This is a genomic window from Nocardia sp. NBC_01377 (genome assembly GCF_045040005.1).
Taxonomy (GTDB): Bacteria; Actinomycetota; Actinomycetes; order Mycobacteriales; family Mycobacteriaceae; genus Nocardia; species Nocardia noduli.
This window is the reverse complement of sequence record NZ_CP109566.1, coordinates 708,390-734,918: the sequence shown is the minus strand read 5'-3', so window position 1 is coordinate 734,918 and position 26,529 is coordinate 708,390. Positions and strand designations below refer to the sequence as shown.

The following is a 26,529-nucleotide window of genomic DNA, read 5'->3' as shown; positions in this document are numbered from 1 at the left end:
TGGACAGCACCGTGATCGCGTGCCGCGACGGGCGGCGAGCCTGTCATCACAGCCGAGGAAATCCGGTGCCGGGCGGGACTGCCGTGACGCGCGGATCCGGTGCGTGCGGCATACTCGGACACGAGTTTTCGGCCGCTGCGCTCCGCCCGTTTCCGGCCCGGCCCCACCGGGCACGCAGGTCTGAGGGCGGAGACCGCGCACCGTCCCCCGCAAGATACTTCGGACGCCTCGACTGAGGCGTCCCGACCGGAGAAACGAGGTTGCCGACACCGTGTGCGGACTGCTCGGATTCCTGACAGCTGATGCGGCGACATCCGATGTGGTCGACCAGGTCTACGACGCCCTGCATTGCATGCGCCACCGCGGCCCCGACGAGCGCGGCACCTGGCACGACGACCACATGATCTTCGGCTTCAACCGGCTCTCGATCATCGATATCGAACATTCGCACCAGCCGCTGCGCTGGGGTCCGGCCGATAACCCGCAGCGATACGCGCTGACCTTCAACGGGGAGATCTACAACTACCTCGAACTGCGCGAAGAACTCGCCGCCGACCACGGGGCGGAATTCCCAGACGGCACGATGTTCGCCACCGAGGGCGATTCCGAGGCCATCGTGGCCGCGTACCACTACTGGGGCGCCGACGCGGTGAAACGCCTGCGCGGCATGTTCGCCTTCGCGATCTGGGATACCGAGACCGAGGAACTGTTCCTGGCTCGCGATCCGTTCGGAATCAAACCGTTGTTCCTGGCCACGGGCCCCGGCGGCACCGCCTTCGCCAGCGAGAAGAAGAGCCTGCTCGACCTGCTGCCCGCCCTCGGCCTGTCCGACGCCCTCGATCCGCGGGCACTGGAGCACTACACGGTGCTGCAATACGTGCCGGAGCCGGAAACGCTGCACGCGGGGATCAGGCGCCTGGAATCGGGCACCTACGCGACCGTGCGCGAAGGCGGCGAGCCGAAGTCGACCCGATACTTCCGGCCGGATTTCCGGGTGCGCTCCTTCGCGGCCGGGTCGGAGGCCGCGCGCTACCGCGAGATCGCCGCGGCGTTGGAGGACTCGGTCGCGAAACACATGCGCGCCGATGTCACCGTCGGATCGTTCCTGTCCGGCGGCATCGACTCGACCGCCATCGCGGCGCTGGCCATGCGGCACAACCCGAAGCTCATCACCTTCACGACGGGTTTCGAGCGCGAGGGCTATTCGGAGGTCGACGTGGCCGCCGAGAGCGCCGAGGCGATCGGCGCCCGCCACATCGTCAAGGTGGTCTCCCCGGCCGAATTCGCCGCGGCGATTCCCGAAATCGTCTGGTACCTCGACGATCCGGTGGCCGATCCGGCGCTGGTCCCTTTGTATTTCGTGGCCAAGGAAGCCCGCAAGCACGTCAAGGTGGTGCTCTCGGGCGAGGGCGCCGACGAACTGTTCGGCGGATACACGATCTACCGGGAACCGCTGTCGCTCAAGCCCTTCGAATATCTGCCGAAGGGGCTGCGACGGCTGGCGGGCCGATTGTCGGAGCGGATTCCGGACGGCACCCGAGGTAAGAGTTTGCTGCACCGCGGCTCGCTCGGCCTGGAGGAGCGCTACTACGGCAACGCCCGCAGTTTCAGCGACGCCCAGTTGCGTTCGGTGCTGCGTGAATTCCGTCCCGAATGGACCCATCAGGACGTGACCGCCCCGCTGTACGCGCAATCGGCCGCCTGGGATCCGGTGGCGCGGATGCAGCATCTGGACCTGTTCACCTGGCTGCGCGGCGACATCCTGGTCAAGGCCGACAAGATGACGATGGCCAATTCGCTGGAACTGCGGGTGCCGTTCCTGGATTCGGAAGTGCTGAAGGTCGCCGAGGGCCTGCCCTACGACCAGAAGATCACCAAGGAGACCACCAAGTACGCGCTGCGCCAGGCACTCGAGGGCATCGTCCCGTCGCATGTGCTGCATCGCGCCAAACTGGGATTCCCCGTGCCGCTGCGGCACTGGCTGCGCGGCACCGAACTGTTCGACTGGGCCCAGGCCCAGATCGCCGATTCGCAGACCGATCACCTGCTCGACAAGGCCGCGATCAAGACCATGCTCGACGATCACCGCGCCGGACGCTCCGATCACAGTCGCAGGCTGTGGACGCTGCTGGTGTTCATGGTGTGGCACGGCATCTTCGTCGAGGACCGGATCAAGCCGGAGATCCAGGAGCCGACCTACCCGGTCTCCTTGTAAACCCTCGAATACACCGAATGCCCCCGGACGCGCGAGTCCGGGGGCATCAGTCTCCGCTCGGTGTCAGAGCAGCGGCTTGATCTCCGCGGCCGCGTCCGCGCCGTACGCCTCGGTCAGCCGCTCGAGCGCGTCGTCCTTGTTCAGCGACCATTCCTGGGTGCCCATCGTCTCCAGCACCAGCACCGCGATCAGGGATCCGAGCTGGGCCGAACGCTCCAGGCTCAGACCGGCGGTGTGGCCGGTCAGGAATCCGGCGCGGAACGCGTCGCCGACGCCGGTCGGCTCGATCTTCTCGCGCTCGGGGACGACACCGACGCGCACCTCGGTGCCGTCGCGGTCGACGATCTGCACGCCTTCGGCGCCGAGTGTGGTGATCCGGATACCGACCTTGGCGGCCACCTCGGCCTCGCTCAGACCGGTCTTCTGCAACAGCAGCGCCCACTCGTACTTGTTCGTGAACAGGTAGGTGGCGCCCTCGATCAGCCGTACGGCCTGGTCGCCGTCGAGGCGGGCGAGCTGCTGGGACGGATCGGCGACGAAGGGGATGCCGACCTCGCGGCATTCCTCGGTGTGGCGCAGCATCGCCTCGGGATCGTTCGCGCCGACCAGCACCAGGTCGAGGGTGTTCGATTCGGCGAGTTCGATGATGGAGATGTCGCGGGCCTCGCTCATCGCGCCCGGATAGAACGACGCGATCTGGGCCATGTCGTCGTCGGTGGTGCACACGAACCGCGCGGTGTGGGCGCGGTCGGAGGTGAGCACTGTCGAGCAGTCGACACCGTGCTTCTCCAGCCAGGCGCGATATTCGCCGAAATCGGCGCCGACCGCCCCGACGAGCAACGGCGCGCGATTGAGGATGCCCATGGCGTAGGCGATGTTTCCCGCCACGCCACCGCGGCGAATCTGGAGATCATCGACCAGGAAGCTCAGCGACACATGGTCGAGCTGATCGGCCAGGAGTACGTCGGCGAACCGTCCGGGGAAACGCATGAGATGGTCGGTCGCGATGGACGCGGACACGGCGATTGACACGAGGCTGAGCCCTTCAACGGTAGGCAACAGAAAGTGAGGACGGGGACGAGAAATGTCCCTGCCCTCACCGTATCAACCAGAAGTCAGTTGAAGGAGTCTCCGCACGCGCACGAACCCGTGGCGTTGGGGTTGTCGATCGTGAAGCCCTGCTTCTCGATGGTGTCGACGAAGTCGATCGACGCGCCCTGGATGTAGGGGGCGCTCATCCGATCGACGGCCAGCTTGACGCCGGAGAAATCGACGACCAGGTCTCCGTCGAGCGAGCGGTCGTCGAAGAAGAGCTGGTAGCGCAGGCCCGCGCAACCGCCGGGCTGTACCGCGATACGCAGCGCCAGATCGTCGCGGCCTTCCTGATCCAGGAGCGCCTTCGCCTTGAGGGCGGCGGCTTCGGTCAGAGTCGCGCCGTGGGTGGTCGTCTCGTTCTGCACAGTCATGAACTCTCCTAAGGACAGCTGTCGTCAACCCGTGAACAGCGCACGGCTTGGTGGTCCAACGCCACTCAGCGGGCTGCTATTCCCTATCTTGCCACCACCGCACCCCGGCGTGAGCACAACCTCCATTGTGCCCGGCCTCTCCTACACCCGCCGGAGACATGCCCCACACCCCCTCGGCGGACCGCATTTCCTGCCGCGTGGAGCATCGAATAGCCTGGTCGGTGTGAAATTGTTCCGTCGCGGCGAGTCCAGCAGCACCGACGCGACCGCCGACACCACGGCGGACGCGAACGGTAGCGAGACCGCCGGTACCACTCGAAGTTCCACCACCGCGACCCTCGGAAAGGGCCGCCCCACACCGAAACGTCGTGACGCGCAAGGTAAGCGGCGCGGCCCCGTCGCGCCCGCGCCCCTCACCTCCAAGGAGGCGAGGGCACGCCGCAAGGCGACCCGCGGCACCAGGGAAGACCGCAAATCGGCCTCGGCCGAGCGGCGGCTCGCGGCCCAGGATCGCCGTAACCGGATGCTCGCGGGCGAGGACAAATTCCTGCTGCCGCGCGACAAGGGTCCGGTCCGGGCCCACGTGCGCGACGTGGTCGACGGTCGACGCAATCTCGTCGGGCTGTTCATGCCGATGGCCGTCGTGCTGCTGCTGTCGATGTTCGCCGCGCCGCGCCTGCAATCGATCCTGACCCTCGGCATGCTCGTCATGATGCTGTTCATGATGATCGAAGGCTTCGTGCTCGGCCGGATCGTCAACAACCGGGTTCGCGAGCGCTTCCCCGACACCGCAGACACCGGGTTCAAACTCGGTTGGTACGCCTTCGTCCGCGCGTCCCAGATCCGCAAGATGCGCGCGCCCAAACCCCGAGTGAGCCCCGGCGACGCCGTCTGACCTCGACAGACGCATACGGGCCTCTCCGTCACCGCACCCCTTCGGATGCGGCCACGGAGAGGCCCGTGGCATATCCGGACCTGGTCCGGGGTCAGTGGTGCTGAGAGGCACGGCCGAGGATGACGTCCAGTTCGGCGCGCACACGCTGGGCGTCGCGATCGATGACATCGCGGGAACCCGCCGGGGTGCGGCCACGGACCAGGAATACGCCGAAGGCCACGATGATCGCCATGGTGAGGAGAAAAGTAATCATGGCAGTAATTTTGCGTCCATAGATTTTCCGCCGAAAGTGGCTGTTCTGCCGTTGTCCGCAAATATTCGGCCAGGTACGCTGAGCCCATGCTCTCCAAGGTGGCCGTCGCGCTGTCCGAACCACTCGCCATGTTCGAATTCGGCGTCGTCTGCGAGGTCTTCGGCCTCGACCGCACCATGGACGGGCTGCCGGGATTCGACTTCAGGGTCTGCGGCGCCGAACCCGGGAAGCCGTTGCGCTCCACCACCCCCGGCGTCACGGTCACCCCGGATCACGGGCTCGACGCACTGCTCGACGCCGACCTCGTCGCCATCGCGGCGTTCCACGTCTCGGGCCTGGACAACCCCGAGAACCAGCCGATCATCGACGCGGTCCGCGCCGCCTACGACGCGGGCGCGATCGTGCTCACCGTCTGTTCCGGCGCGTTCATGGCGGGCGCGGCCGGTCTGCTGGACGGGCGCAAATGCACCACGCACTGGAAATACGTCGACCAACTCGCCGCCCGCTTCCCCGAGGCGACCATCGATCCCGACGTGCTGTTCGTCGACGAGGGCAATCTGATCACCAGCGCGGGCACCGCCGCGGGGATCGACGCCTGTCTGCACCTGGTGCGCAGGGAGATCGGCAGCAATGCCGCCAACGCCATCGCCCGCCGCATGGTGGTGCCGCCCCAGCGTGACGGCGGTCAGCGCCAGTTCATCGAACGCCCCGTCGCCGCGTGCAGTTCGGAAAGTCTCGGCGAGACCCTCCAGTGGATGAACGAGCACCTCGAACTCCAGCACACCGTCGAGGATCTGGCCGCCCGCTCGACGATGTCCACCAGGACCTTCGCCCGCCGCTTCGCCGCCGAAACCGGGACGACACCGGTGAAATGGCTCACCAACCAGCGCGTTCTCTACGCGAAGCAGCTGCTGGAGGAATCCGATCTCGGACTGGAGCAGATCGCCGGACGCGCGGGTTTCGGTTCGGGCGCGCTGCTGCGTCACCACTTCCAGCGACTGGTCGGAATAGCGCCCACCGAGTACCGCCGACGCTTCGGTTCGTCCTCGGAAGGGCAGCGATCGGACCCGGCCCCGATCGGGTGAACGCGCTCCGCCGCTGATCGCGTCGCCTCGGCGTTCCCACGTCCCGGGCTCGGGCACCGTCGGCAACGGCGAACCGCCCGGCGGATCCGGGCACATTCGTTCCGGCCGACTTCGACACGTGCCGAGATGGTTCCACGCGGGGCCGACGACCACGTGGTTGATAGATTGCCGACCGTGCCACCGCCGAGCGCCGACCCCGTCCGCCCACCGCGCACGCTCGTGCTCGGCGGAGCCAGGTCGGGGAAATCCGCGTACGCCGAAAACCTGGCCGGGGCGGACGAGCCGGTGCGTTACGTGGCGACCTCGGTTCCCGACCCCGCCGATCTCGATTTCGCCGAGCGCATCGCCGTCCATCGGCAACGGCGTCCGTCGGATTGGTCCGTCATCGAAAGTATCGACCCGGCAGGTGTTCTCGCCGATCCGTCGACCGGTGCGACGCTCATCGACGATATCGGCACCTGGCTCACCGCCCGCATCGATGCGCGCGCGGCCTGGGACGCCCCACGCGGCACCGTAGGACCGGACGCGGATGAACTGGTCGCGGCGGTGGCCGCGTATCCGGGGCACCTGGTGATCGTGAGCCCCGAGGTCGGCATGGGCGTCATCCCGGCGACGCGTTCCGGGCGACTGTTCCGCGACGAGATCGGCGCGCTCAATCAACGGCTGGCCGCCGCGTGCGACGAAGCGTTCCTCGTCGTCGCGGGTCTGCCGCTGCGCCTGAAATAGGCGACCGCTCGCCGTCGGCGCACGTGGTGAGCAGTGCGAACGAGTCGGGCGCTGTCACCGCGCGAGAACCGGCCGGGCAAGATTGGTCGGCGGAACCACGCGCGGCACAGACGCCCCGACCGAGAGGCTCGACAGTGATAGACGGATTCGGACCGGTCACACCCCCCGACCCGGAGATTCGTGCGGCGGCGGCGCGACGGCAGCAGCAGTTGACCAAGCCCGCCGGGGCGCTCGGGCGGTTGGAGGACCTCGGCAACTGGGTCGCGGCCTGCCAGGGCGTGTGCCCGCCGGAACAGTTCCGGCGCGCGCGGGTGGTGGTCTTCGCCGGAGACCACGGGATCGCGCGCCACGGTGTGTCCGCCTATCCGAGCGAGGTGACCGCGCAGATGGTCGCCAACTTCCGCGCGGGCGGCGCCGCCGTGAACGCCCTGGCCGCGGTGGCGGGCGCGACGGTGCGCGTGGTCGATATCGCCGTCGACGCCGAAACCGACGAGGTCGTCGGCGCGCACAAGGTGCGCCGGTCCAGCGGATCCATCGATCGGGAGGACGCGCTCACCCTCGACGAGATCGACGCGGCGCTCGCCGTCGGCCGGGCCATCGCCGACGAGGAGATCGACGCGGGCGCGGATCTGCTCGTCGCGGGCGATATGGGTATCGGCAACACCACCCCGGCCACCGTGCTCATCGCCACGCTCACCGATACCGAACCGGTCCGCGCGGTGGGCCGCGGCACCGGCATCGACGACGCGGGCTGGTCGCGCAAGGTCGCCGCGATCCGTGACGCCATGCGCCGCGCGCGGCCCGTCGCCAAGGATCCGGTCGAACTGCTGCGCGTGGCCGGCGGCGCGGATATCGCCGCCATGGCGGGATTCCTGGCGCACGCCGCGAGCAGGCGCACGCCCGTCATCCTCGACGGTGTCGTCGTGACCGCCGCCGCGCTGGTCGCCGAGGATCTCGCCGCGGGCGCGCGCGACTGGTGGCTCGCGGGCCACCGTTCCACCGAACCGGCCCACGCCCTCGCACTCGGCCGCCTGCGTCTGGAACCGCTGATCGACCTCGGCATGCGCCTCGGCGAAGGTTCCGGCGCTCTCACCGCACTGCCGATCCTGCGCGCGGCCGTCGCCACCCTCGCCGAGATGTCGACTTTCGCCGAGGCGGGGGTGAGCACGTCCGATGACAGTGCCGAAGCCGAGGCGGGCACCAACACATCCGACACCCCTGAAGCCAAGGCGGGCGTTGGCACATCCGGTGGCAGTGCCGAGGTCGGCATCGATACGTCCGGTGACGGCCCCGAGACCGAGGCGGCGCGGCCGAATCTGACGAAATGAGTGGCTGCCCCGAAGGGCGTGACGCGACCGAAACGGGCATCGGGCCGGCCGTGTGCAAGAAGATCGTGGAGGGTCACGGCGGCAAGATCCGGATCGACAGCGAGCGCGCGCCGATATGAACGGGTTGCGGCTCGCCGTGTCCTGGCTGACGGTGCTGCCGGTGCGCGGCCCCGACGACGTCGATCGGAACGTCGCCGGACGCGCGATCGCGCTGGCCCCGGTCGTCGGCGCGCTGCTCGGCGCCGGGGCGGCCGGGCTGCTGTGGCTGTTCATCTCGGTCGGCGCGAGCACGCTGCTCGCGGGCCTGCTCGTCGTCGTCGCACTCGCGGCGGCGACCCGCGGCATGCACATGGACGGGCTGGCCGACACCGTGGACGGACTCGGCAGTTACGGTCCGCCGGAGCGGGCGCGGGAGATCATGAAGGGCGGTGCGGCCGGGCCGTTCGGCGTCGCCGCGATCGTCTTCGTCGTCGGCCTCCAGGCGGTCTCGTTCGCGGCGCTCGCGGACCACGAACGGTGGTACGCCGTCGCGCTCGCGGTCGCGGTCGGGCGCACGCTCGTCGTGCTCGCCTGCCGACGCGGTGCGCCCGCCGCCCCCGGCACCGGCTTCGGCGCGCTGGTGGCGGACACGCAATCTCCGGTCACCGGGGCAGTGTGGACGACCGCCGCGGTCGCCGCCGCGATCTTCGCGGTGCCCGAGCGTCCGTGGCTCGGTCCGCTGGTCGTCCTCGTCGCCATCGGGGCGGCGACGGTACTCGTCCGGCACACCGCGCGGCGTTTCGGCGGGCTTTCCGGTGATGTTCTCGGCGCGGTGGTGGAGATCTCGGTCGCAATATCCGCGATCGGGTTCTCCCTCGCGCTCTAGCGACGAACGCCACAGCGTTCCCTCCGGCATCCGCGCCCTCTCCTGTCACATCCGTCGGCGCGTCGACGGCCCGTACCGCTGGTTATGACCGTTCAGAGCGACGGTTGCCTTCGTCACCGCGCCGTCGGTACCCACCGGTACTCCCGGCCAGAACCGGAGATCCGTATTCGCGCTCGACTCAAGCGAATTCGCCGCACACCCCGCGCGACGGCGACGCGTGCGCACCGGGCAACGGAATGTTTGCGGCACCGAGATGCCAACCGTCTGGGTCAGGACATAAGGTGAGCGGCATGTCTTCCGAGCGCATCTACTTCCGACAGCTGCTGTCCGGCCGTGACTACGCAGTCGGCGACCCCATCGCGACGCAGATGCGAAATTTCGCGTACCTGATCGGCGATCGGGAGACCGGCGAAGCCGTCGTCATCGACCCCGCCTACGCGGCCTCCGACCTGGCCGGGATCGCCGAGAGCGACGGTATGCGGCTGACCGGTGTGCTGGCCACCCACCACCACCCCGACCACGTCGGCGGGACCATGATGGGTTTCACCCTGGGCGGTGTGCGCGAACTCCTCGAAACCGTCAGCGTGCCGGTCCACGTGAACGCCCACGAACTGGACTGGGTCGCCAATGTCACCGGGATCGCGCCCAGCGAGCTCACCGGCCACGAACACGGTGACAAGGTCTCGGTCGGCGCCTTCGACATCGAGTTACTACATACCCCCGGTCACACTCCCGGCAGTCAGTGCTTCCTGTTCGACAACCGGCTCATCGCGGGCGACACGCTGTTCGTCGACGGCTGTGGGCGCACCGATTTCCCCGGCGGCGACTCCGACGAGATGTTCCGCAGCCTGCGCCACCTGGCCGCCCTCGACGGTGACCCGGTCGTCTACCCCGGCCACTGGTACTCCCAGGAACCCAGCGCCACCCTGTCCAGCATCAAGGACAACAACTACGTCATGCGACCGCAGACCCTGGAGCAGTGGCAGATGCTCATGCCCGGCTGAGCGAGCCGGGGAACGACACCCAGGACGGCCGGGCCGAACAGCCCGGCCGATCTCACATTCCGCGCATCCACCCGTGGATATCTTCGAAGGTGCCGCGCTGGATACCCGTGAGCGTGTCGCGCAGCGCCATCGTCACTTCACCGGGTTCGCCGCCGCCGATGGTGAACTCCCCCTCGGCGGAGCGGACCCAGCCGACCGGGGTGATGACCGCCGCGGTGCCGCAGGCGAACACCTCGGAGATGTCGCCGGATTCGGCGCCCTTGCGCCACTCCTCCACCGACACCTTGCGCTCCTCCACCGGGTAGCCCGAGTCGGCGGCCAGCGTGAGCAGCGAATCGCGGGTGATACCGGGCAGCAGCGATCCGGACAGTTCCGGGGTCACCAGACGGGCTTCCGAACCCGAGCCGAAGACGAAGAACAGATTGTTGGTGCCCATCTCCTCGACATAGCGGCGTTCGACGGCGTCGAGCCAGACCACCTGGTCGCAGCCCTTTTCGGAAGCCTGCGACTGGGCGAGCAGCGACGCCGCGTAGTTACCGGCCACCTTCGCCTCGCCGGTGCCGCCGGGAGCCGCGCGCACGTATTCGGTGGACAGCCACACCCGCACCGGCTTCACCCCGCGCGGGAAGTACGCGCCCGCCGGGGAGCCGAGCAGCAGGTATTTGTAGGAGGCCGCGGGCTTCACACCGAGCCCCGTCTCGGTCGCGAACATGAACGGCCGCAGGTACAGCGAGTCCTCGCCGCCCGCTTGCGGCACCCAGTTCCCGTCGGCCTCCAGCAGTTGGCGCACCGACTCGATGAACAGTTCCTCGGGCAGTTCGGCCATCGCCATCCGCCGGGCGGACCGCCGGAAACGCGCGGCGTTGGCATCGATCCGGAAACAGGAGACGCTGCCGTCGGCCTGCCGGTAGGCCTTGAGTCCCTCGAAGATCGCCTGCCCGTAGTGGAAGACCATGGTCGACGGGTCCATCGCGAGCGATCCGTACGGCTCCAGCCGCGCGTTGCTCCACCCCTCACCCTCGGTGTAATCGATCGACACCATGTGGTCGGTGAAGAACCGGCCGAATCCGGGTGCCGCCAGAATCTCCTGTACCCGCTGCGCCGGGGTGGGCGCAGGATGAGGGATACGGGTGAACTGTGCAGCAGCGGTCATGGAATGGATCTTATCTGCCACCCTTTCCCGACGTTTACCGCCTTGGTCACGACTCGGCAGAGGCGACGGCGGTCGCCGGGAACGACCGCCGAGCGGTATCGGTGGAGGACCTCAGGCGGTGCGGGTCTCGACGAACGGCGGTTTGACGACCGAGCAGCGCAGCCGTCGCCCGCGTACGTCCACCTCGACCTCGATATCGGGCAGCAGATCGCGCACGGTGTCGACGAGGGCCAGCGCGATACCCACCTTCAGGGTGGGCGAGAAGGTTCCCGAAGTGGTTTCGCCCACCGGTTCCCCGTCCAGCAGCACTTCCTGCCCCTGGCGCAATACCCCGCGATCGATGGCTTTGAGTCCCACCAGGGTTCGGCGCGGACCGGCCGCCTTCTCGGCCTCCAGCGCCGCCTTGCCCCAGAATTCGGGTTTCTTCCAACCGACCGCCCATCCGCAGCGCGCCTGTACCGGCGTGATGTCGGTCGACAGTTCGTGGCCGTGCAGCGGATAACCCATCTCGGTGCGCAGGGTGTCGCGCGCGCCGAGTCCGGCGGGCTGACCGCCCGCGGCGCGCACCGCGTCGACCAGCGCGCGGAACAGCGGCTCGGCATCGTCCCAGCGCGGCAGCAGTTCGTAGCCGTGCTCGCCGGTGTATCCGGTGCGGCACACGCGGACCGCGCGACCGTCCCACTCGGCGTCGGCGTAGGCCATGTACTCGAGATCGGTGGGCAGTCCGAGCGCGGTCAGCACGTCGGCCGATTTCGGGCCCTGCACGGCGAACACGGCGAAATCGCGGTGTTCGTCGGTCACCGTGACACCCTGCGGCGCGGCCTTGCGCAATTCGGCGACCACGGTCGCGGTATTCGCCGCGTTGGGCACGAGGAAGATCTCGTCCTCGCCGACGTAGTAGGCGATCAGATCGTCGACCACGCCGCCCTCTTCGGTGCAGCACAGCGTGTACTGGGCCTTACCCGGCCGGATTCGGCCGAGATCGTTGGTCAGCGCGGAGTTCACGAATTCCGCCGCGCCCGGCCCGCGCACGGTCGCCTTGCCGAGATGACTCACGTCGAACAGACCGACCGCGGCGCGCACCGCCTGGTGTTCGGTGACCGTCCCCGCGTACGACACCGGCATCTCCCACCCGCCGAAGGGCGCGAAAGTCGCACCCAACTCGGCGTGCACTCCGCGGATCGGGCCTTGCAGCAGGTTCGTCTCGGTCACCCGGCGAGCTTAACCGCCGCAGAACCGCCATCGGGGTGCCACGCGATCGAACCCGTGCGGCGGCGCTCGCGGCGGCCGACAGGGAAACCGTGGCGTGTCGGTGACGTTCGTTTCGACAGGCGTTCGGCCCGCTACTCGGTGGCGTCGCGCTGCGATACCGGAAGCGAACCGAATAACCTGTGCCAATGACAGCTGTTGCAGATCGCTCGCTCGGACCGGAACTGGCGCGTACCGAAACAATCGGCCCGGACACCGACGTCCTCGTCATCGGGTTGACCTCTTCGGAGAACGGCCCGGCCATCGCGCCCGACGACTTGTTCAGTGACGTGCTCGGCGCCGACATACGCGCGGAGCTGCTGGATCAGCTCGGCGCGGTCGGCGCCAAAGGTAAACCCGAAGAACTCACCCGGGTCCCCGCTCCCGCCGGGCTGGAAGGCGTGACCAGTGTGCTCGCGGTCGGGCTCGGCTCTCCCGATAAGGTCGACGCGGAACAGATCCGTCGCTCGGCGGGTGTGGCGGCCCGCTCGCTCAGCGGCACCGAACTGGTCGTGACCACCCTGTCCGGACTCGATCTCGGGGCCGCCGCCGAAGGGTTCTACCTGGGCGCGTACACCTTCACCCCGTTCAAATCCGGCAAATCCGCGCCGAAGCCGGACGAGCGTCCCGTGGTACGGGTCGAATTGCTCGTCCCCGAACCGGAATTCGGGACCACCGAACTCCTGCGCGCGCAACTCGTCGCCGAAGCCGTCGCCACAGCGCGCGATTTCGTCAATACTCCGCCGAGCCATCTGTTCCCCGCCGAATTCGCCACGCGCGCGGCGACGCTCGCCGAGGCCGCGGGGCTGGAGGTCGAGGTCCTCGACGAGAACGCTCTGGAAGCGGGCGGTTACGGCGGTGTGCTCGGCGTCGGCAAGGGTTCGTCGCGACCGCCGCGGCTGGTCCGGCTCACCTACGCGGGCGGTGACAAGAAGGTCGCGCTGGTCGGCAAGGGCGTCACCTTCGACACCGGCGGTATCTCGATCAAGCCCGCGCAGAACATGGAGAACATGACCTCGGATATGGCGGGAGCGGCGGCGGTCATCGCGGCCACCCTGCTCGCGGCGCGGCTCGGCCTGCCGATCACGGTGACCGCCGTCGTCCCGATGGCCGAGAACATGCCGTCCTCCACCGCGCAGCGTCCGGGTGACGTGCTCACCCAGTACGGCGGCACCACCGTCGAAGTGATCAACACCGACGCCGAGGGCCGCCTGATCCTGGCCGACGCCATCGTGCGGGCGGGCGAGGACTCCCCCGAGTACATCATCGACGTCGCCACCCTCACCGGCGCCCAACTGGTCGCGCTCGGCACCCGCACCCCGGGCGTCATGGGCACCGACGATTTCCGCGACCGGGTCGCCCGCATCTCCCGCGAGGTCGGCGAGAACGGGTGGGCCATGCCGCTTCCCACCGAACTGCGGGCCGACCTGAATTCCAAGGTCGCCGATCTGGCCAATGTCGCGCCGCACCGGTGGGGCGGCATGCTCTCGGCCGCGCTGTTCCTCAAGGAGTTCGTCCCCGAGGGCGTGCAGTGGGCCCACCTCGACGTCGCGGGTCCGGCCTACAACACCGGTGGGCCCTTCGGCTATGTCGGCAAGGGCGGTACCGGGGTTCCGGTGCGCACCCTGATCGCCGTCATCGAGGACATCGCGGCGGAATAGCCGGGTCGCCCGGGCACACGCGGCCCGGGCACACGTCGGATTTCCAGCGACGGCGACCACGCGCCTCCGGACGACGAAGGATTGCCGCGCGCTCGGTCGAGTCGGATCGGACACCGATCGAGCACGCGGGCTCAGAGATCGCGCAGTTCGTCGTCGAAGGCGCGCTGCCGCTCGATCCGCTTGCGCGCGTCGTGGTCACGCATCCGCTGCGGGTAGCCGGTCTTGCCGACGTCGTAGACGGGGATCCGCAGATCCGAGGCCAAGCGCCGCGCCCCGCGTTCGCCGACGATCCGGCGGGTCCATTCCCCGTCGGAGGCGACGAGTACGACAGTGACATCGGTCACTGTCGTCTTGGGTTCGAGGAACCCCTCCACCCCTTCGCGGGCGCGCACCCAGTCGGCCAGGTAGCGAGTATCCGCGTTACCCGTACTCCCCCGATCCCCCGTACCTCTACCCCCGGTCACAGCGCCACGGAAACGATCCAGCAAACCCATCGACGCCGACCTCCTCACGGCACGGCGGAAACCTCACCACCGGTCTTTCCATCTTGCCAGCTGGGCGGCAGATGGACGCCCTGTGCTACATGCCACGCGATCGAGTGCAAGGATGGATCGCGGTACAAGAACCACACGGATCTCCGGTGCCGCCGAATGGTCGGTGGCTTGCGGACTTTCGCCGCGACCCGCGGCGCGAGGTCCGCCGGAGATCAACTGTTGTAGAACCCGTCGAGCAGTCAGAGGAGTCAACGGACATGGCCTTCTCCGTCCAGATGCCGGCTCTTGGTGAGAGCGTCACCGAGGGAACGGTGACCAGGTGGCTGAAGCAGGAAGGAGACACGGTCGAGGTCGACGAGCCGCTGCTCGAAGTCTCCACCGATAAGGTCGACACCGAAATCCCGTCGCCGGTGGCGGGCGTGCTGTCGAAGATCGTCGCCGCCGAAGACGACGTTGTCGAGGTCGGCGGTGAACTCGGCGTGATCAGCGACGCCGGCGAAGCACCCGCGGCCGAGTCTTCCCCCGAGCCCGAGGCCGCAGCGCCCGAGCCGGAACCCGAACCCGAGCCGGAACCCACCCCGGCGCCCGCCGCGCAGTCGGCCCCCGCACCCGCCGCGGCCTCGGCCGCACCGGCCGCCGGATCGGGAACCCCCGTCAAGATGCCCGAACTCGGCGAGTCGGTCACCGAGGGCACGGTCACGCGGTGGCTCAAGGCCGTCGGTGACGAAGTCGCCGTCGACGAGCCGCTGCTCGAAGTGTCGACCGACAAGGTGGATACCGAGATCCCGTCTCCCGTCGCGGGCACCCTGCTGGAGATCAGCGCACAGGAAGACGATGTCGTCGAGGTCGGCGGACAGCTCGGCGTGATCGGCAGCGGATCCCCCGCCGCCGCGGCGCCCGAGCCCGAGCCCACCCCCGCTCCGGCACCGGAGCCCGCGCCCGCTGCCGCCGCGCCCGCACCGAAACCGGCCCCCGCCCCCGCAACGGCACCCGCCAAGGCTCCGGCCCCGGCGCCCGCTCCGGCCCCGGCGCCCGCTCCGGCCAAGGCCCCCGTGGCCACCGCCACCGCGGATTCCTCCGGTAACGGCGCGACCCCGTACGTCACCCCGCTGGTCAGGAAACTGGCCGAGGAGAACGGCGTCGACCTGGGTTCGCTCAGCGGTTCCGGAGTCGGCGGACGCATCCGCAAGCAGGATGTCATCGCCGCCGCCGAGGCCAAGAAGGCCCCGGAGCCCGCCCCGGCTCCGGCCGCCGCACCCGCCGCACCCGCCGCACCCGCGGCGAAGGCTCCCGCCGCCGCTGCCGCGCCGTCGCCCAAGCTGGCGCATCTGCGCGGCACCGTGCAGAAGGCCAGCCGCATCCGGCAGATCACGGCCACCAAGACCAGGGAATCGCTGCAGACCACCGCGCAGCTCACCCAGGTGCACGAGGCCGACGTCACCAAGATCGCGTCGCTGCGCAGCCAGGCCAAGGCCGGTTTCAAGAGCCGCGAGGGCGTCAACCTGACGTTCCTGCCGTTCTTCGCCAAGGCCGTGGTCGAGGCGCTCGGGGTGCACCCGAACGTCAACGCCAGCTACGACGAGGCGAGCAAGGAGATCACCTACCACGCGTCGGTGCACCTCGGCATCGCCGTGGACACCGAGCAGGGTCTGCTCTCCCCGGTGATCCACAACGCCAGTGACCTGTCGCTGGCCGGCTTGGCGCGTGCCATCGCCGATATCGCCGACCGGGCCCGCAACGGCGGACTCAAGCCGGACGAGTTGGCCGGCGGCACCTTCACCGTCACCAATATCGGCAGCCAGGGCGCGCTGTTCGACACCCCGATCCTGCTCCCGCCGCAGGTGGGCATGCTCGGGACCGGCGCGATCGTCAAGCGCCCGGTGGTCGTGACCGACGAGACCGGCAACGAATCCATCGGCGTCCGGTCGATGTGCTACCTGCCGCTCACTTACGATCACCGCCTCATCGACGGTGCGGATGCCGGTCGCTTCCTGACCACCATCCGGCATCGACTCGAGGAAGCGGCGTTCGAAGCGGACCTCGGCCTGTAGTTCGGGAAGGTCGCCTGTCACCCATGAAAGTCGTGATCGCCGGTTCATCCGGGCTGATCGGGACGGCGCTCGTCGCGGCACTGCGCCGCGACGGGCACGAGGTGGCTCGTCTGGTGCGTCGCCGCGCCGCCGCACCCGACGAATTCGTGTGGGATCCCGCCCGTGCCGAACTGGACGGGCGGGCCCTGCGCGACGCCGACGCCGTCGTCAACCTCTGCGGCGCGAGCATCGGCCGCCGTCGCTGGAACGGCCACTACAAACAGGAATTGCGCGACAGCCGCATCACCCCGACCGACGTCCTCGCCGACAAGGTCGCCGACGCGGGCGTGCCCGTTCTGGTCAACGCCAGCGGCGTGCACTATTACGGCGGCGACACCGGCGACCGCGTCGTCGACGAGACCTCCCCCGCCGGAACGAGTTTCCTCGCCACGCTGTGCCGCGACTGGGAAGCCGCGACCAAACCTGCCGTCGCCGCGGGCGTGCGCACGGTGCTGTTGCGCAGCGCCGTCGTGCTGTCCAGGAACGGCGGGATGCTCGACGCCCTGCGCCCGCTGTACTCCCTGGGCCTGGGCGGCCGACTGGGCAGCGGACGCCAGTACGCGCCGTGGATCTCCCTCGACGACGAGATCGGCGCCATCGTCTTCGCCCTCACCAACGAGTCCGTCAGCGGCCCCGTCAATTCGGTCGGCCCGGCCCCGGTCACCAACGCCGAATTCAACCGTGCCCTCGGCAAGGCCCTGCACCGCCCGACCCCGCTCGTGGTACCCGCCTTCGCGCTGCGCGCCGTCATCGGCGAATTCGCCGACGAGGCCGTGCTCAGCGGCCCGCGCGCCATCCCGACGGCGCTGGAGGAAGCCGGATACACCTTCCGTCACCCGACCATAGGCGCGGCGCTCGCGTCGGTGATCGGCCGCGGCGGAGACGACCGGTGACCGACTCCGATCCCCACCTGATCAGGGATGCCAGGCACGCGGATCTGCCCGCCATCCTCGCCATCCACAACGCGAATATCGCCACCTCCACCGCGATCTGGGATATCGACCAGGTCGGGATCGAGGAACGCGAGAACTGGTTCGGGGATCGCCGCGCGGCGGGGATGCCGGTTCTGGTCGCCGAGGTCGACGGCGAAGTCGCCGGTTACGCCGGCTACGGCCAGTGGCGCCCCAAGGTCGGATACCGCTTCTCCGTGGAGAATTCGGTGTACATCGACGAGCGGTTCCACCGGCGCGGCCTCGCCACAGCGCTGCTCGCCGAATTGATCTCCCGCGCGTCGTCCTCCGGGCGCGTGCACGCGATGATCGCGGCCGTCGAATCGAGTAACGAGGCGTCGGTCGTCCTGCACGAACGCTTCGGTTTCGTCATCGTCGGCCGGTTGCCCGAGGTCGGATACAAATTCGATCGCTGGATGGATCTCACCCTGATGCAATTGACCCTGCCCGTGGACCCTCGCTAGATCCCGCCTCCGGGACGGCTCCCCATCGGGGTGTCCGCGCGCGACGCGGCGCGTTCCCGCCCGCGCGGGGTGTCGGGCCGCGACTGGCACCCTCGCGGACAGGTTGCGATCATGATCCTCATGGCTACCCGAGGACTACCCGAACTGGATGTGGCCCGCGCGCAACGCTGGGCCGCGAACCAGGTCCCCGAACACGTGCGCGACGAGATCCGCGTCGAATGCGATATCGCCGCACGTCATCTGACGATCTGCGAATGCAGGCCGCCCTGGCGCGAGGATTTCGGCCCGGAATGGACACGGTTCCCGATCGCACGGCTGCACTTCACCAAGACCACCGGCCTGTGGACGTTGTACTGGCGCGACCGGAACCTGAAATTCCACCGCTACCGCTACCTGGAACCCAGCCCCCACATCCACGACCTGCTCGAATATCTCGACCAACGATCCGACCCGATCTTCTGGGGTTGATCGCCGCCGAGCACACCGGCAACCCTGTGGCATTACCCACACCACGTCCATTCCGCCGTCGATCCGCCTGGGCGTAACGTCAACGGGGTGAACGACACGCGCACCGTGCGGTCCGCTCGATTCGATACCACCCCGATCGTGATCGAGGACCTCGGACTCATCGACTACCACTCGGCCTGGGATCTACAGCGCGAATACGCCGCCGAACGCGCCGACGGCATCGGAGCGGACCACCTCCTGCTCCTGGAGCACCCGTCGGTCTACACCGCGGGCCGCCGCACCGAGACCGAGGACCTGCCGATCGACGGCAGTCCGGTCGTCGAGGTCGACCGCGGCGGCAAGATCACCTGGCACGGCCCCGGCCAGCTCGTCGGCTACCCGATCGTGCGCCTGGCCGCACCGGTCGACGTCGTCGCCTACGTGCGCCGCCTGGAAGAAGCGCTGATCTCGGTCGTCACCGGCTTCGGCATCACCTGCGGCCGCATCGACGGCCGCTCCGGCGTGTGGCTGCCCGCCACCGACCTGCTGGCCGAACGCAAGATCGCCGCGATCGGCGTGCGCGTGCAACGCGGCGTCGCGCTGCACGGCATCTCCCTGAACTGCAATTCCGCGATGGACGGCTTCCAGGCGATCGTCCCCTGCGGCATTCGCGACGCGGGCGTCACCACCCTGACCCGCGAACTCGGTCGCGAGGTCACCGTCGCGGAGGTCAAGCCGCTGGTCGCCGACGCCATCGCGCGCGCGTTGAACGGCGAACTGCCGGTGACCGCCCACGACATCGCGCGCGTCGACCCTGCCGCGCCGAGCCCAACGTCCCCGTCGGCGACCGACACCGAAAGCGTAAGGTCGACCCTGTGACCTCAGCCGACGCCCCCGCTGGCCGCAAACTCCTGCGGATCGAAGCGCGCAACGCGGAGACCCCGATCGAGCGCAAGCCCAAGTGGATCCGCACCCGCGCCACCATGGGCCCCGAGTACACCGAACTCAAGGGCCTGGTCAAGCGCGAGGGCCTGCACACCGTGTGCGAGGAAGCGGGCTGCCCCAATATCTTCGAATGCTGGGAAGACCGCGAGGCCACCTTCCTCATCGGCGGCGAACAGTGCACCCGCCGCTGCGACTTCTGCCAGATCGACACCGGCAGACCCGCCGCCCTCGACCGCGACGAACCCCGCCGCGTCGCCGAGAGCGTCCAGGCCATGGGCCTGCGCTACTCCACCATCACCGGCGTCGCCCGCGACGACCTCGACGACGGCGGCGCCTGGCTCTACGCCGAAACCGTCCGCGCCATCAAGGGTTTGAACCCGAACACCGGCGTGGAACTGCTCATCCCCGACTTCAACGCCGACCCCGACCAACTCGCCGAGGTGTTCTCCTCGCGCCCGGAGGTCTTGGCCCACAACCTCGAAACGGTGCCGCGCATCTTCAAGCGCATCCGGCCCGCGTTCCGCTACGAACGGTCGCTCGCGGTGCTCACCGCCGCACGAGAGGCCGGACTCGTCACCAAATCCAACCTCATCCTCGGCATGGGCGAGACGCCGGAAGAGGTCACCCAGGCGATGCGCGATCTGCACGAAGCTGGCTGCGACATCCTCACCATCACCCAGTACCTGCGGCCCTCGCCCCGCCATCATCCGGTGGACCGATGGGTGAAGCCGGAAGAGTTCGTGGAGCATTCGAAGATGGCCGAGGAGATCGGTTACGCCGGGGTGATGGCCGGGCCGCTGGTTCGCTCCTCGTACCGTGCGGGTCGCTTGTACGCACAGGCGATGGCCCACCACGGTCGCGAAATCCCTTCGGCCATGGCCCATCTCGCCCAGGAAGGCAGCGCTTCGCAGGAAGCCGGCTCGGTACTGGCCCGCTTCGGCAGCTGAACAACTCACCCGGAGACCGTGCCGGGTCAGGCCGCCTCATGACACTCGTGCGCCCGTGAGTTTCTCCGAGGAAATCGCGGAGAACGTCAGCGGGCACGTACACGGGTCCAGCCCTGTTGTGGTCAGTCGTACGCACGGCTACCCTCCGGCCGCCGCCCGGTGTGTCGAGATGGCCTGCTCGCCGGAAGCGCAGGCCGACGAAAGCTCGGAGAGCGCGACGACCTGTCATCGACCACAATCTCCTCAAATAAACTAAGATAGAATCTTAGTAAGATTGCGTCTTAGCTAACATCGCGATCGCGTTGCCCGACAACGCACCGAGCATCGTCGTCCTCGATGAAATCCCCTGGCTCATAGAACAGGATTCCGCCTTCGAGGGCGCTTTGCAGACGGTGTGGGATCGGCACCTGTCGGATAAACCGGTCCTGCTCCTGCTGGTCGGCAGCGATATCTCCGTGATGGAGTCGCTGGGCACCCGGGAGCGGCCGTTCTTCGGACGCGCGACGAAGATGACCGTCGAGCCACTACATCTCGCCGACGTACAGTCGCTGACTGAACTGGACGCCGCCGACAGTATCGACGCGCTGCTGATCACCGGCGGATTCCCGGAAATCGTGAAGTCGTGGCGCCCTGGAATGAGCCGCATCGACTTCCTCCGCGACGCCACATCCAATCCCCTGGCTCCGCTGCTGGTGGCGGGCGAACTATCGCTACTCGGCGAATTCCCCGAGGGCGCGCGATCACGAGCGATCCTCGAGGCTATCGGCAGCGGTGAACGCACGTTCAGCACCATAGCGGCCGAAGCGGGCGGTGCGAACGCACTCGCGGCCGGAACCCTGAATCCACTGCTGAACACCTTGCAAGCCAAACGAATCGTTGACGCCGACCTTCCGCTGTCCACGAAGCCGGACACGAAGAACAAGCGCTACCGAATCTCGGATTCCTATCTCCGATTCTGGCTGGCATTCCTCCGGCGTGGTATTCCACTGATCGAACGCGGTCGCGGTGACGTCGCGATGGCGCGGATCGAACGCTCATGGACAGCATGGCGCGGGCGCGCCATCGAGCCCGTCGTCCGAGAATCTCTGCTGCGCCTTCTCCCCGACGAACGATGGCCCGACACCGAGGCTGTCGGAGGCTGGTGGAACCGGCAGAACAATCCGGAAATCGACCTGATCGGCGCGGATCGCGGCCCCGTCGCCAGGACAATACATTTCGCGGGCTCGATCAAATGGCTCGAAGACCGCGCTTTCGACCGACACGACTACGACGCTCTCATCCGCGGTCTGCTCGCGATACCCGGCACCGCGATCGATACTCCGCTGGTCGCGGTCAGCAGATCGGGAGTGGCCGACAACGTGCCGCTCGCTACGCATTGGGGACCGGAAGATCTCGTCCGCGCCTGGCGACGATGAGAAGCCGAATGCGGCACCACTCACGACACGCAGAACACTGGTAAATGCTGGACTTCACTGGAACCTCTGCGTACGTTGCCCGCATGACGGATTCAGCGGTCGAGCTGGAGGACCGGATCGCCGGACTACGTGCGGATGTTCGGCGGGCGGCCTCGGCGGGCGATCGTGCCACGGCGCGACAGTTGCGGGCGGAGTTACGGCGGGTGGAGAACCTGTGGGAGACAGCGGTGCTCGGTGAGACACCCGTGGTGCGTACCGAGGAGGCGGAGGTGGAGGACACGTCGGGGACGTGCGGTGGTGACGGCGCTCCCGTGGTCGCGGTCCGTGATCATGTGCATCGCGCCCTGACGCTCCTGTCGGCCCCCGCGTCGCCGAAGGTGGTGATGGCGGTCCACGAAGGCTTCTTCTCCGGCCAACTCGTGGCAGCGCGCCTGACCAGCCTGCGCCGCGACGAGGAACGTTCCTTCCGCGCCGCGCCCTTCGCGCGCCCCTTCTACATCTGCGCCGCACTCACCACCGATCTCATCGCACCGGCCCGTGGTTTGCTGGCCGTGAGCACTTGGTCACTGCCTCGCCGTATGATCGGGCCGCTCAGTCCGCGCGTGGATTTGCTGACCGCGGTGATCAGGTTGTCCGAGCACATGATCGACCAGGGTGCGACAGGTCCCGCGGCGCAGCGGGTGCTGTGGCGGCTCGCGGTGTCGGTGCCGGGAGTGGCGGGGTCGCCGGATTCGCTGGATCCGGCGGCGGTGTCGGAGGCGGCGCGGCGCGAACTCGCGGTGCACGTCGACGACGACACCGGTCATCGCGAGCAGGCGGCGCAACGGGTTACGCGTCAGCTCGACGACGCGGCTGGGCAACTGTTCGGTGTTCGGCTGCGTGCGGCCGGACGGCGCGGAAACGAGTTGTGATGAACGATCTTTCGGCCCGATTGGACCGGTTGCGCGATGATGCCCCGACGTGTCGGCACAATGCCCGCACGATCGCGGCGCTGACCACCAACCCGGGCTGTGTGCGCCGTGCCCTATTGGACGCGGCGGCGGTGGACAAGGCCGAGATCGCGCGTGAGCTGGGGCATCCGCCGCAGTTCGGTCAGTCGCAGTTCGCCATCACCCGTGGCAACACCTTCGAGGCGATGGTGAAGGCCAACGGATGCGCGGAATTGCTCGCGTTGCTGCGCGAGAAGTTGGGGCTGTCGATTCCCGAGGTCGGCTACGTCGATCTGAACACGGTGGGCGACAACGCGGGCAACGCCGTGCGGCACCAGCGCACGCGCCAACTGCTGGGCCGGGCGATCCGCGACAACGACGCCACCCTGTTCGATCACCCGCTGTTGCGTCTCGATGTCGCAGGCGCTCCGGCGTATCTGGAGCCCGACGTGGTGGCGGTGCAGCTGGACGGCCTGTTCCATGTCATCGAGATCAAATCCTTCCCGGTCATCGACGAGCAGGCCGATCCGACCCAGGTCGCGGTCGCGGCGAAACAGTCGGCGGTCTATGTGCTCGCGCTGCGCCAGCTGTTCGAGGATCTGGGCGAGGACCCGGAGCTGGTGTCGCACCGGGCGATTCTGGTGTGCGCGCGGGATTTCACGAACCGCCCGACCGCCGCGCTCGTGGATCTGCGCAAACAGCTGGCGGTGGTCTCGCGGCAGCTGTCACGGCTGACCTCGATCGAACAGCTACTCGAATTACTGCCGCCCGGAGCGAGTTTCGCACCGGGTCCCGATCTGGCCGACACCATCGCCGCGATCCCGGCACGGTATGCCCCGGACTGCATGTCCCACTGCGACATGGCGTTCGCGTGCCGGTCCGAAGCGCGCTCGTCGGGTTCGGTCGACGCACTGGGCCGCGGTGTCTGCGACGACCTGGGCGGTATCGACAGTGTCGAGACCGCGCTCGGCCTCGCCGACGGCTCCTTCACCCCCGGCCCCGAACACGCGGATATCGCGGGGGTGCTGCGCGCCGCCCACCGCCTGCAACTGGAGATCGCCGGATGAGTGTGCTGACCGCGCTGGCCCGGGTGCGGGCCGCGCACACCGGTCGCGCCGAGCCGCTGGCCACGGTCCGGCACTATCACCTCTCGCAACGTCCGTTCGTGCTCATCCCCCTGCGACTGGCCGGTGAGGCCGCGGCACCGTTGGCGGTGATGTTCGGCACCGACCGCGACGAGCCGACCGTGCTGATCGTGCCGCAGCCCCGCGACCGGGTGCTGCGGCTCCGTTTCATCGAAGCCCTGGCCGGGCAGATACTGCCGCATGTGGCCGCGTACCTGGACGCGGCGGAGAACATCACCGACAAATCCGGCGAGGTGATCGGCCGCCGCTGTCTCGACGCCGCCCAACTCTGGGTGCCCAATACCGGTGGCGTGGATTTCCTTCGGCTGCTGGGACGTTCGGTGCGGTACCACAGGGTCGACGGACCGAATCCGATCCCCGCCGAGGTGCCGCTGCTCGGCCGGTGGCTGACCTGGTTCGCCGAACGGGCCGAACGTCCCGGCTCCGCGGTCCTGCTGCCGATGACCTCGGTGCTGGCGATGCACTGGGCCACCGGGCAATCCGCGCTCGAGGACGCCAATCTCGCCTCACTGCTCGGTTGGATCGCCCCGCCGCCCGGGATGTCGGGCGCCCAGGCCGCCGCGCTCGCCGAGGATCCCCTGCTGAGCCCGCCCGCCGGACCCGCGACCGACCCCGGATTCGACAACGAAGAACTGGCTCCGCTGGTCAACGCCTACGACAACGCGATCGAGGATATCGACGGCACCGCCAAAACCGTGGCGGCCCAACGCCTCGAACTGGCATTGCGCGGCCAGCTCGAACCGACATGGCAGCTGATGTGGCGCGGCATCGAGTTGCTGTCCGCGCTCCCCGAGGCCGCCAACGTACCGACCCGCTGGCAGCGTGACCGAGGTTCGTTCACCTATTTCGCCGATACCATCGACGACGGGGTCGCCCAGGCTCGCCGTGACGCCGCCGTCTCCGCGGTGCGCAGGTTGCTGGATCGAGAGGCGGCGGCCGAGGCCTTCCAGGCCCAGCGCGCCTACGACGACCCGCGCGTGATGGCCGAACATCGACTCTCCGGCACCGCGTTTCGCGGCACCGTCACCGAATGCGATCCGAACCGATGCGACACCTCCGGCAAACGAGCCCTGCTGCGCCCGATGCTCGAGGTCAAATCCGACGACCCCTTCATCCCGACCCCCGGTGAGACCCTGCACAGCACCGAACGGCCGAACCAGAAGGCGAAGGTGCTCGATTTCGACAGCGGCACACTGACTCTGGAACTCTCCGGCGGAATGGGCAACGGTCGCACCGCGAAACCCGGCAGCATCCCCGAGGTGGGCGACTCGATCGGTTTCACCCGCTTCCCGCTCAACAATTCCAGCGGCAAACTGGCCCTGCCCGAACCGGAGGAGACCCCGTGGACCCACGGCGGTCCCCCGCCGGAGTTCGACCCCGACCACGCCGAGGAGCAGTGGTGACGAAAACCGCCGACGAGGTCACCGCGGATATCCTCGCCGACCTGGAGAATCCCACGCACCGCGCGATCGTGGTCGACTCCCCGCCCGGCGCGGGCAAATCCACCCTGGTCGTGCGCGCCGCCCGTCAACTGGCCTCCGAAGGCACGCAACGCATGATCGTCGCGCAGACCAACGAACAGGTCGACGACCTCATCGACCGCCTCGCCCAGGCCGATCCGGCGCTGCTCATCGGCCGCCTCTCGGCCACCACCTACGTCACCTCCGACCGCGTCGCGGCCCACCCCAACGTCACGGTGTTCTCCCGTGCCGCCGATCTCGCCGACCGTGCGATCGTCATCGGCACCGCCGCGAAATGGGCCACCATCGATGACGGCACCTGGGAATGGGCCATCATCGACGAGGCCTATCAGATGCGCTCGGATATGTTGCTGCGCATCGCGAATCGCTTCCAGCACGGACTGTTCGTCGGGGATCCCGGCCAGCTCGACCCCTTCGCCACCGTCGAGGTGGACCGGTGGAAGGGTTTGTCGTGGGACCCGACCATGAGCGCGGTCAGCGTCATGCTCGCCAACAATCCCGGCATCCCCATCCATCGCCTTCCGGTCTCCTGGCGGCTGCCCGCCTCGGCCGCTCCCGTCGTGTCGGCCGCCTTCTACCCGTTCACCGGTTTCCGCGCGGGCATCGAACCCGGCACGCGGAGAATGGAATTCACGACCTCGGGCATGCTCGGACCGCTGGACGACGCCCTCGACGAGGCCGCCCGGTCCGGGTGGGCCTGGTACGAACTGCCCGCCCGCCACACCCTGCGCACCGATGCCGAAGCGGTCGCGGCCTTGGCCACGCTCACGAACCGACTCCTCGCCCGCGGCGCTGTCGCGCACTCCGAACAGGGCACCCGGGCAGTCACGGCGGATCGTGTCGCCATCGGCACCGCCCACCGCGACCAGGCCGAAGCCTTGCGCACCGCTCTGCGCGATACCCCCGGCGCCGCCGTCACCGTCGACACGGCCAATCGCCTGCAAGGCCGCGAATACGACGTCACCTTCGTCCTGCACCCGCTGTCCGGCCGCCGCGACGCGGGAGCGTTCCACCTCGAAGCCGGACGGCTCTGTGTCCTGACCTCACGGCACCGGCACGCCTGCATCGTCGTCGGACGCGCGGGAATTCCGGAGCTGCTCGACGCGCATCCCTCGGCCGAGCCGGTGCACTTGGGCGTCGAGGTGAAGTTTCCCGACGGGTGGGAAGCGAATCAGGCACTGCTGACGCATCTTTCGCGGCATCGCGTGGTCGCCACGATATCCGAGTCACCTCGAGCGGAGGGCATCGGCTGAGCAGGGTGGGGCAGATCGTCGTGCCGTACTTCCCGCCGTGTCGCGGACACCGATCGGTAGTAGCGCCTCT

25 protein-coding genes are annotated in these 26,529 nt (G+C 68.5%); 19 read left to right on the top strand and 6 right to left on the bottom strand.

Features of this window, described 5'->3' with window-relative positions; genetic code table 11:
• Positions 1-271: 271 nt before the first annotated feature.
• Entirely contained in the window at positions 272-2,215 is a 1,944-nt protein-coding gene (gene asnB / locus OG225_RS03440; protein ID WP_405180369.1) for an asparagine synthase (glutamine-hydrolyzing), read from the top strand.
• A 63-nt stretch (positions 2,216-2,278) separates the two neighbouring features.
• On the opposite strand, the gene OG225_RS03435 is transcribed toward asnB, so the two are convergent.
• Both OG225_RS03435 and OG225_RS03430 read right to left on the bottom strand, forming a co-directional pair.
• Positions 2,279-3,247: a carbohydrate kinase family protein gene (locus OG225_RS03435; RefSeq protein ID WP_405180368.1), complete on the bottom strand. Its 969-nt coding sequence runs from the start codon at positions 3,245-3,247 to the stop codon at positions 2,279-2,281.
• Positions 3,248-3,330: 83 nt separating this feature from the next.
• Positions 3,331-3,681, bottom strand: coding sequence for an iron-sulfur cluster assembly accessory protein (locus OG225_RS03430; RefSeq protein WP_109526305.1), 351 nt, complete (start codon positions 3,679-3,681; stop codon positions 3,331-3,333).
• 223 nt (positions 3,682-3,904) lie between these two features.
• Here OG225_RS03430 and OG225_RS03425 point away from each other — a divergent pair, with 223 nt between their 5' ends.
• Positions 3,905-4,576 (top strand): DUF3043 domain-containing protein, encoded by a 672-nt coding sequence (locus OG225_RS03425; RefSeq protein WP_109526306.1) that lies wholly within the window; start codon positions 3,905-3,907, stop codon positions 4,574-4,576.
• A gap of 91 nt (positions 4,577-4,667) precedes the next feature.
• Here the strand turns inward: OG225_RS03425 and OG225_RS03420 are convergent, their stop codons facing one another.
• On the bottom strand, positions 4,668-4,829 hold the full coding sequence (locus OG225_RS03420) for a hypothetical protein (RefSeq protein WP_405180367.1): 162 nt from the start codon (positions 4,827-4,829) through the stop codon (positions 4,668-4,670).
• A gap of 86 nt (positions 4,830-4,915) precedes the next feature.
• On the opposite strand from OG225_RS03420, the gene OG225_RS03415 reads away from it, so the two are divergent.
• The 5 genes from OG225_RS03415 (at position 4,916) to OG225_RS03395 (ending at position 9,837) form a co-directional block, all read left to right on the top strand.
• Positions 4,916-5,914 (top strand): helix-turn-helix domain-containing protein, encoded by a 999-nt coding sequence (locus OG225_RS03415; protein WP_405180366.1) that lies wholly within the window; start codon positions 4,916-4,918, stop codon positions 5,912-5,914.
• 165 nt (positions 5,915-6,079) lie between these two features.
• A complete protein-coding gene (locus OG225_RS03410; protein WP_405180365.1) occupies positions 6,080-6,640 on the top strand; it encodes a bifunctional adenosylcobinamide kinase/adenosylcobinamide-phosphate guanylyltransferase in 561 nt (186 codons plus the stop codon).
• A gap of 134 nt (positions 6,641-6,774) precedes the next feature.
• Positions 6,775-7,968: a nicotinate-nucleotide--dimethylbenzimidazole phosphoribosyltransferase gene (gene cobT / locus OG225_RS03405; RefSeq protein ID WP_405180364.1), complete on the top strand. Its 1,194-nt coding sequence runs from the start codon at positions 6,775-6,777 to the stop codon at positions 7,966-7,968.
• A gap of 115 nt (positions 7,969-8,083) precedes the next feature.
• The gene (locus OG225_RS03400; RefSeq protein WP_405180363.1) at positions 8,084-8,833 is read left to right on the top strand and encodes an adenosylcobinamide-GDP ribazoletransferase; all 750 of its coding nucleotides are present in this window, start codon (positions 8,084-8,086) and stop codon (positions 8,831-8,833) included.
• Between the two features lie 290 nt (positions 8,834-9,123).
• On the top strand, positions 9,124-9,837 hold the full coding sequence (locus tag OG225_RS03395) for an MBL fold metallo-hydrolase (RefSeq protein WP_216910047.1): 714 nt from the start codon (positions 9,124-9,126) through the stop codon (positions 9,835-9,837).
• A 52-nt stretch (positions 9,838-9,889) separates the two neighbouring features.
• Here OG225_RS03395 and OG225_RS03390 read toward each other — a convergent pair whose 3' ends face one another.
• Together OG225_RS03390 and gcvT are read right to left on the bottom strand one after the other, a co-directional pair.
• On the bottom strand, positions 9,890-10,990 hold the full coding sequence (locus OG225_RS03390) for a branched-chain amino acid aminotransferase (RefSeq protein ID WP_405180362.1): 1,101 nt from the start codon (positions 10,988-10,990) through the stop codon (positions 9,890-9,892).
• Between the two features lie 111 nt (positions 10,991-11,101).
• Positions 11,102-12,202: a glycine cleavage system aminomethyltransferase GcvT gene (gene gcvT / locus OG225_RS03385; protein ID WP_405180361.1), complete on the bottom strand. Its 1,101-nt coding sequence runs from the start codon at positions 12,200-12,202 to the stop codon at positions 11,102-11,104.
• A gap of 185 nt (positions 12,203-12,387) precedes the next feature.
• On the opposite strand from gcvT, the gene OG225_RS03380 reads away from it, so the two are divergent.
• Entirely contained in the window at positions 12,388-13,899 is a 1,512-nt protein-coding gene (locus tag OG225_RS03380) for a leucyl aminopeptidase (RefSeq protein WP_216910059.1), read from the top strand.
• 131 nt (positions 13,900-14,030) lie between these two features.
• Here the strand turns inward: OG225_RS03380 and OG225_RS03375 are convergent, their stop codons facing one another.
• Positions 14,031-14,393 (bottom strand): oxidoreductase, encoded by a 363-nt coding sequence (locus OG225_RS03375; RefSeq protein ID WP_405180360.1) that lies wholly within the window; start codon positions 14,391-14,393, stop codon positions 14,031-14,033.
• A 257-nt stretch (positions 14,394-14,650) separates the two neighbouring features.
• Between OG225_RS03375 and sucB the strand changes: the two genes are divergently transcribed.
• The 11 genes from sucB (at position 14,651) to OG225_RS03320 (ending at position 26,459) form a co-directional block, all read left to right on the top strand.
• The gene (sucB, locus tag OG225_RS03370) at positions 14,651-16,444 is read left to right on the top strand and encodes a 2-oxoglutarate dehydrogenase, E2 component, dihydrolipoamide succinyltransferase (protein ID WP_405180359.1); all 1,794 of its coding nucleotides are present in this window, start codon (positions 14,651-14,653) and stop codon (positions 16,442-16,444) included.
• 23 nt (positions 16,445-16,467) lie between these two features.
• The gene (locus tag OG225_RS03365; protein WP_405180358.1) at positions 16,468-17,376 is read left to right on the top strand and encodes a TIGR01777 family oxidoreductase; all 909 of its coding nucleotides are present in this window, start codon (positions 16,468-16,470) and stop codon (positions 17,374-17,376) included.
• Positions 17,373-17,897, top strand: a complete 525-nt coding sequence (locus OG225_RS03360) for a GNAT family N-acetyltransferase (RefSeq protein WP_405180357.1) — start codon at positions 17,373-17,375, stop codon at positions 17,895-17,897. The genes OG225_RS03365 and OG225_RS03360 overlap by 4 nt, the downstream gene beginning before the upstream one ends.
• A 120-nt stretch (positions 17,898-18,017) precedes the next feature.
• Positions 18,018-18,365 (top strand): DUF3024 domain-containing protein, encoded by a 348-nt coding sequence (locus OG225_RS03355; protein ID WP_405180356.1) that lies wholly within the window; start codon positions 18,018-18,020, stop codon positions 18,363-18,365.
• Positions 18,366-18,452: 87 nt separating this feature from the next.
• A complete protein-coding gene (gene lipB, locus OG225_RS03350) occupies positions 18,453-19,223 on the top strand; it encodes a lipoyl(octanoyl) transferase LipB (RefSeq protein WP_405180355.1) in 771 nt (256 codons plus the stop codon).
• Complete coding sequence (gene lipA, locus OG225_RS03345; RefSeq protein ID WP_405180354.1) at positions 19,220-20,236, top strand: lipoyl synthase; 1,017 nt, start codon at positions 19,220-19,222, stop codon at positions 20,234-20,236. Before lipB ends, lipA begins: the two co-directional genes overlap by 4 nt.
• A gap of 302 nt (positions 20,237-20,538) precedes the next feature.
• Entirely contained in the window at positions 20,539-21,651 is a 1,113-nt protein-coding gene (locus OG225_RS03340; RefSeq protein WP_405180353.1) for an ATP-binding protein, read from the top strand.
• A gap of 83 nt (positions 21,652-21,734) precedes the next feature.
• A complete protein-coding gene (locus OG225_RS03335; RefSeq protein WP_405180352.1) occupies positions 21,735-22,562 on the top strand; it encodes a hypothetical protein in 828 nt (275 codons plus the stop codon).
• Positions 22,562-23,647: a hypothetical protein gene (locus OG225_RS03330; RefSeq protein WP_405180351.1), complete on the top strand. Its 1,086-nt coding sequence runs from the start codon at positions 22,562-22,564 to the stop codon at positions 23,645-23,647. The genes OG225_RS03335 and OG225_RS03330 overlap by 1 nt, the downstream gene beginning before the upstream one ends.
• Entirely contained in the window at positions 23,644-25,128 is a 1,485-nt protein-coding gene (locus OG225_RS03325; RefSeq protein ID WP_405180350.1) for a hypothetical protein, read from the top strand. Before OG225_RS03330 ends, OG225_RS03325 begins: the two co-directional genes overlap by 4 nt.
• On the top strand, positions 25,125-26,459 hold the full coding sequence (locus OG225_RS03320) for an AAA domain-containing protein (protein ID WP_405180349.1): 1,335 nt from the start codon (positions 25,125-25,127) through the stop codon (positions 26,457-26,459). The genes OG225_RS03325 and OG225_RS03320 overlap by 4 nt, the downstream gene beginning before the upstream one ends.
• The last annotated feature ends 70 nt before the right edge of the window (positions 26,460-26,529 follow it).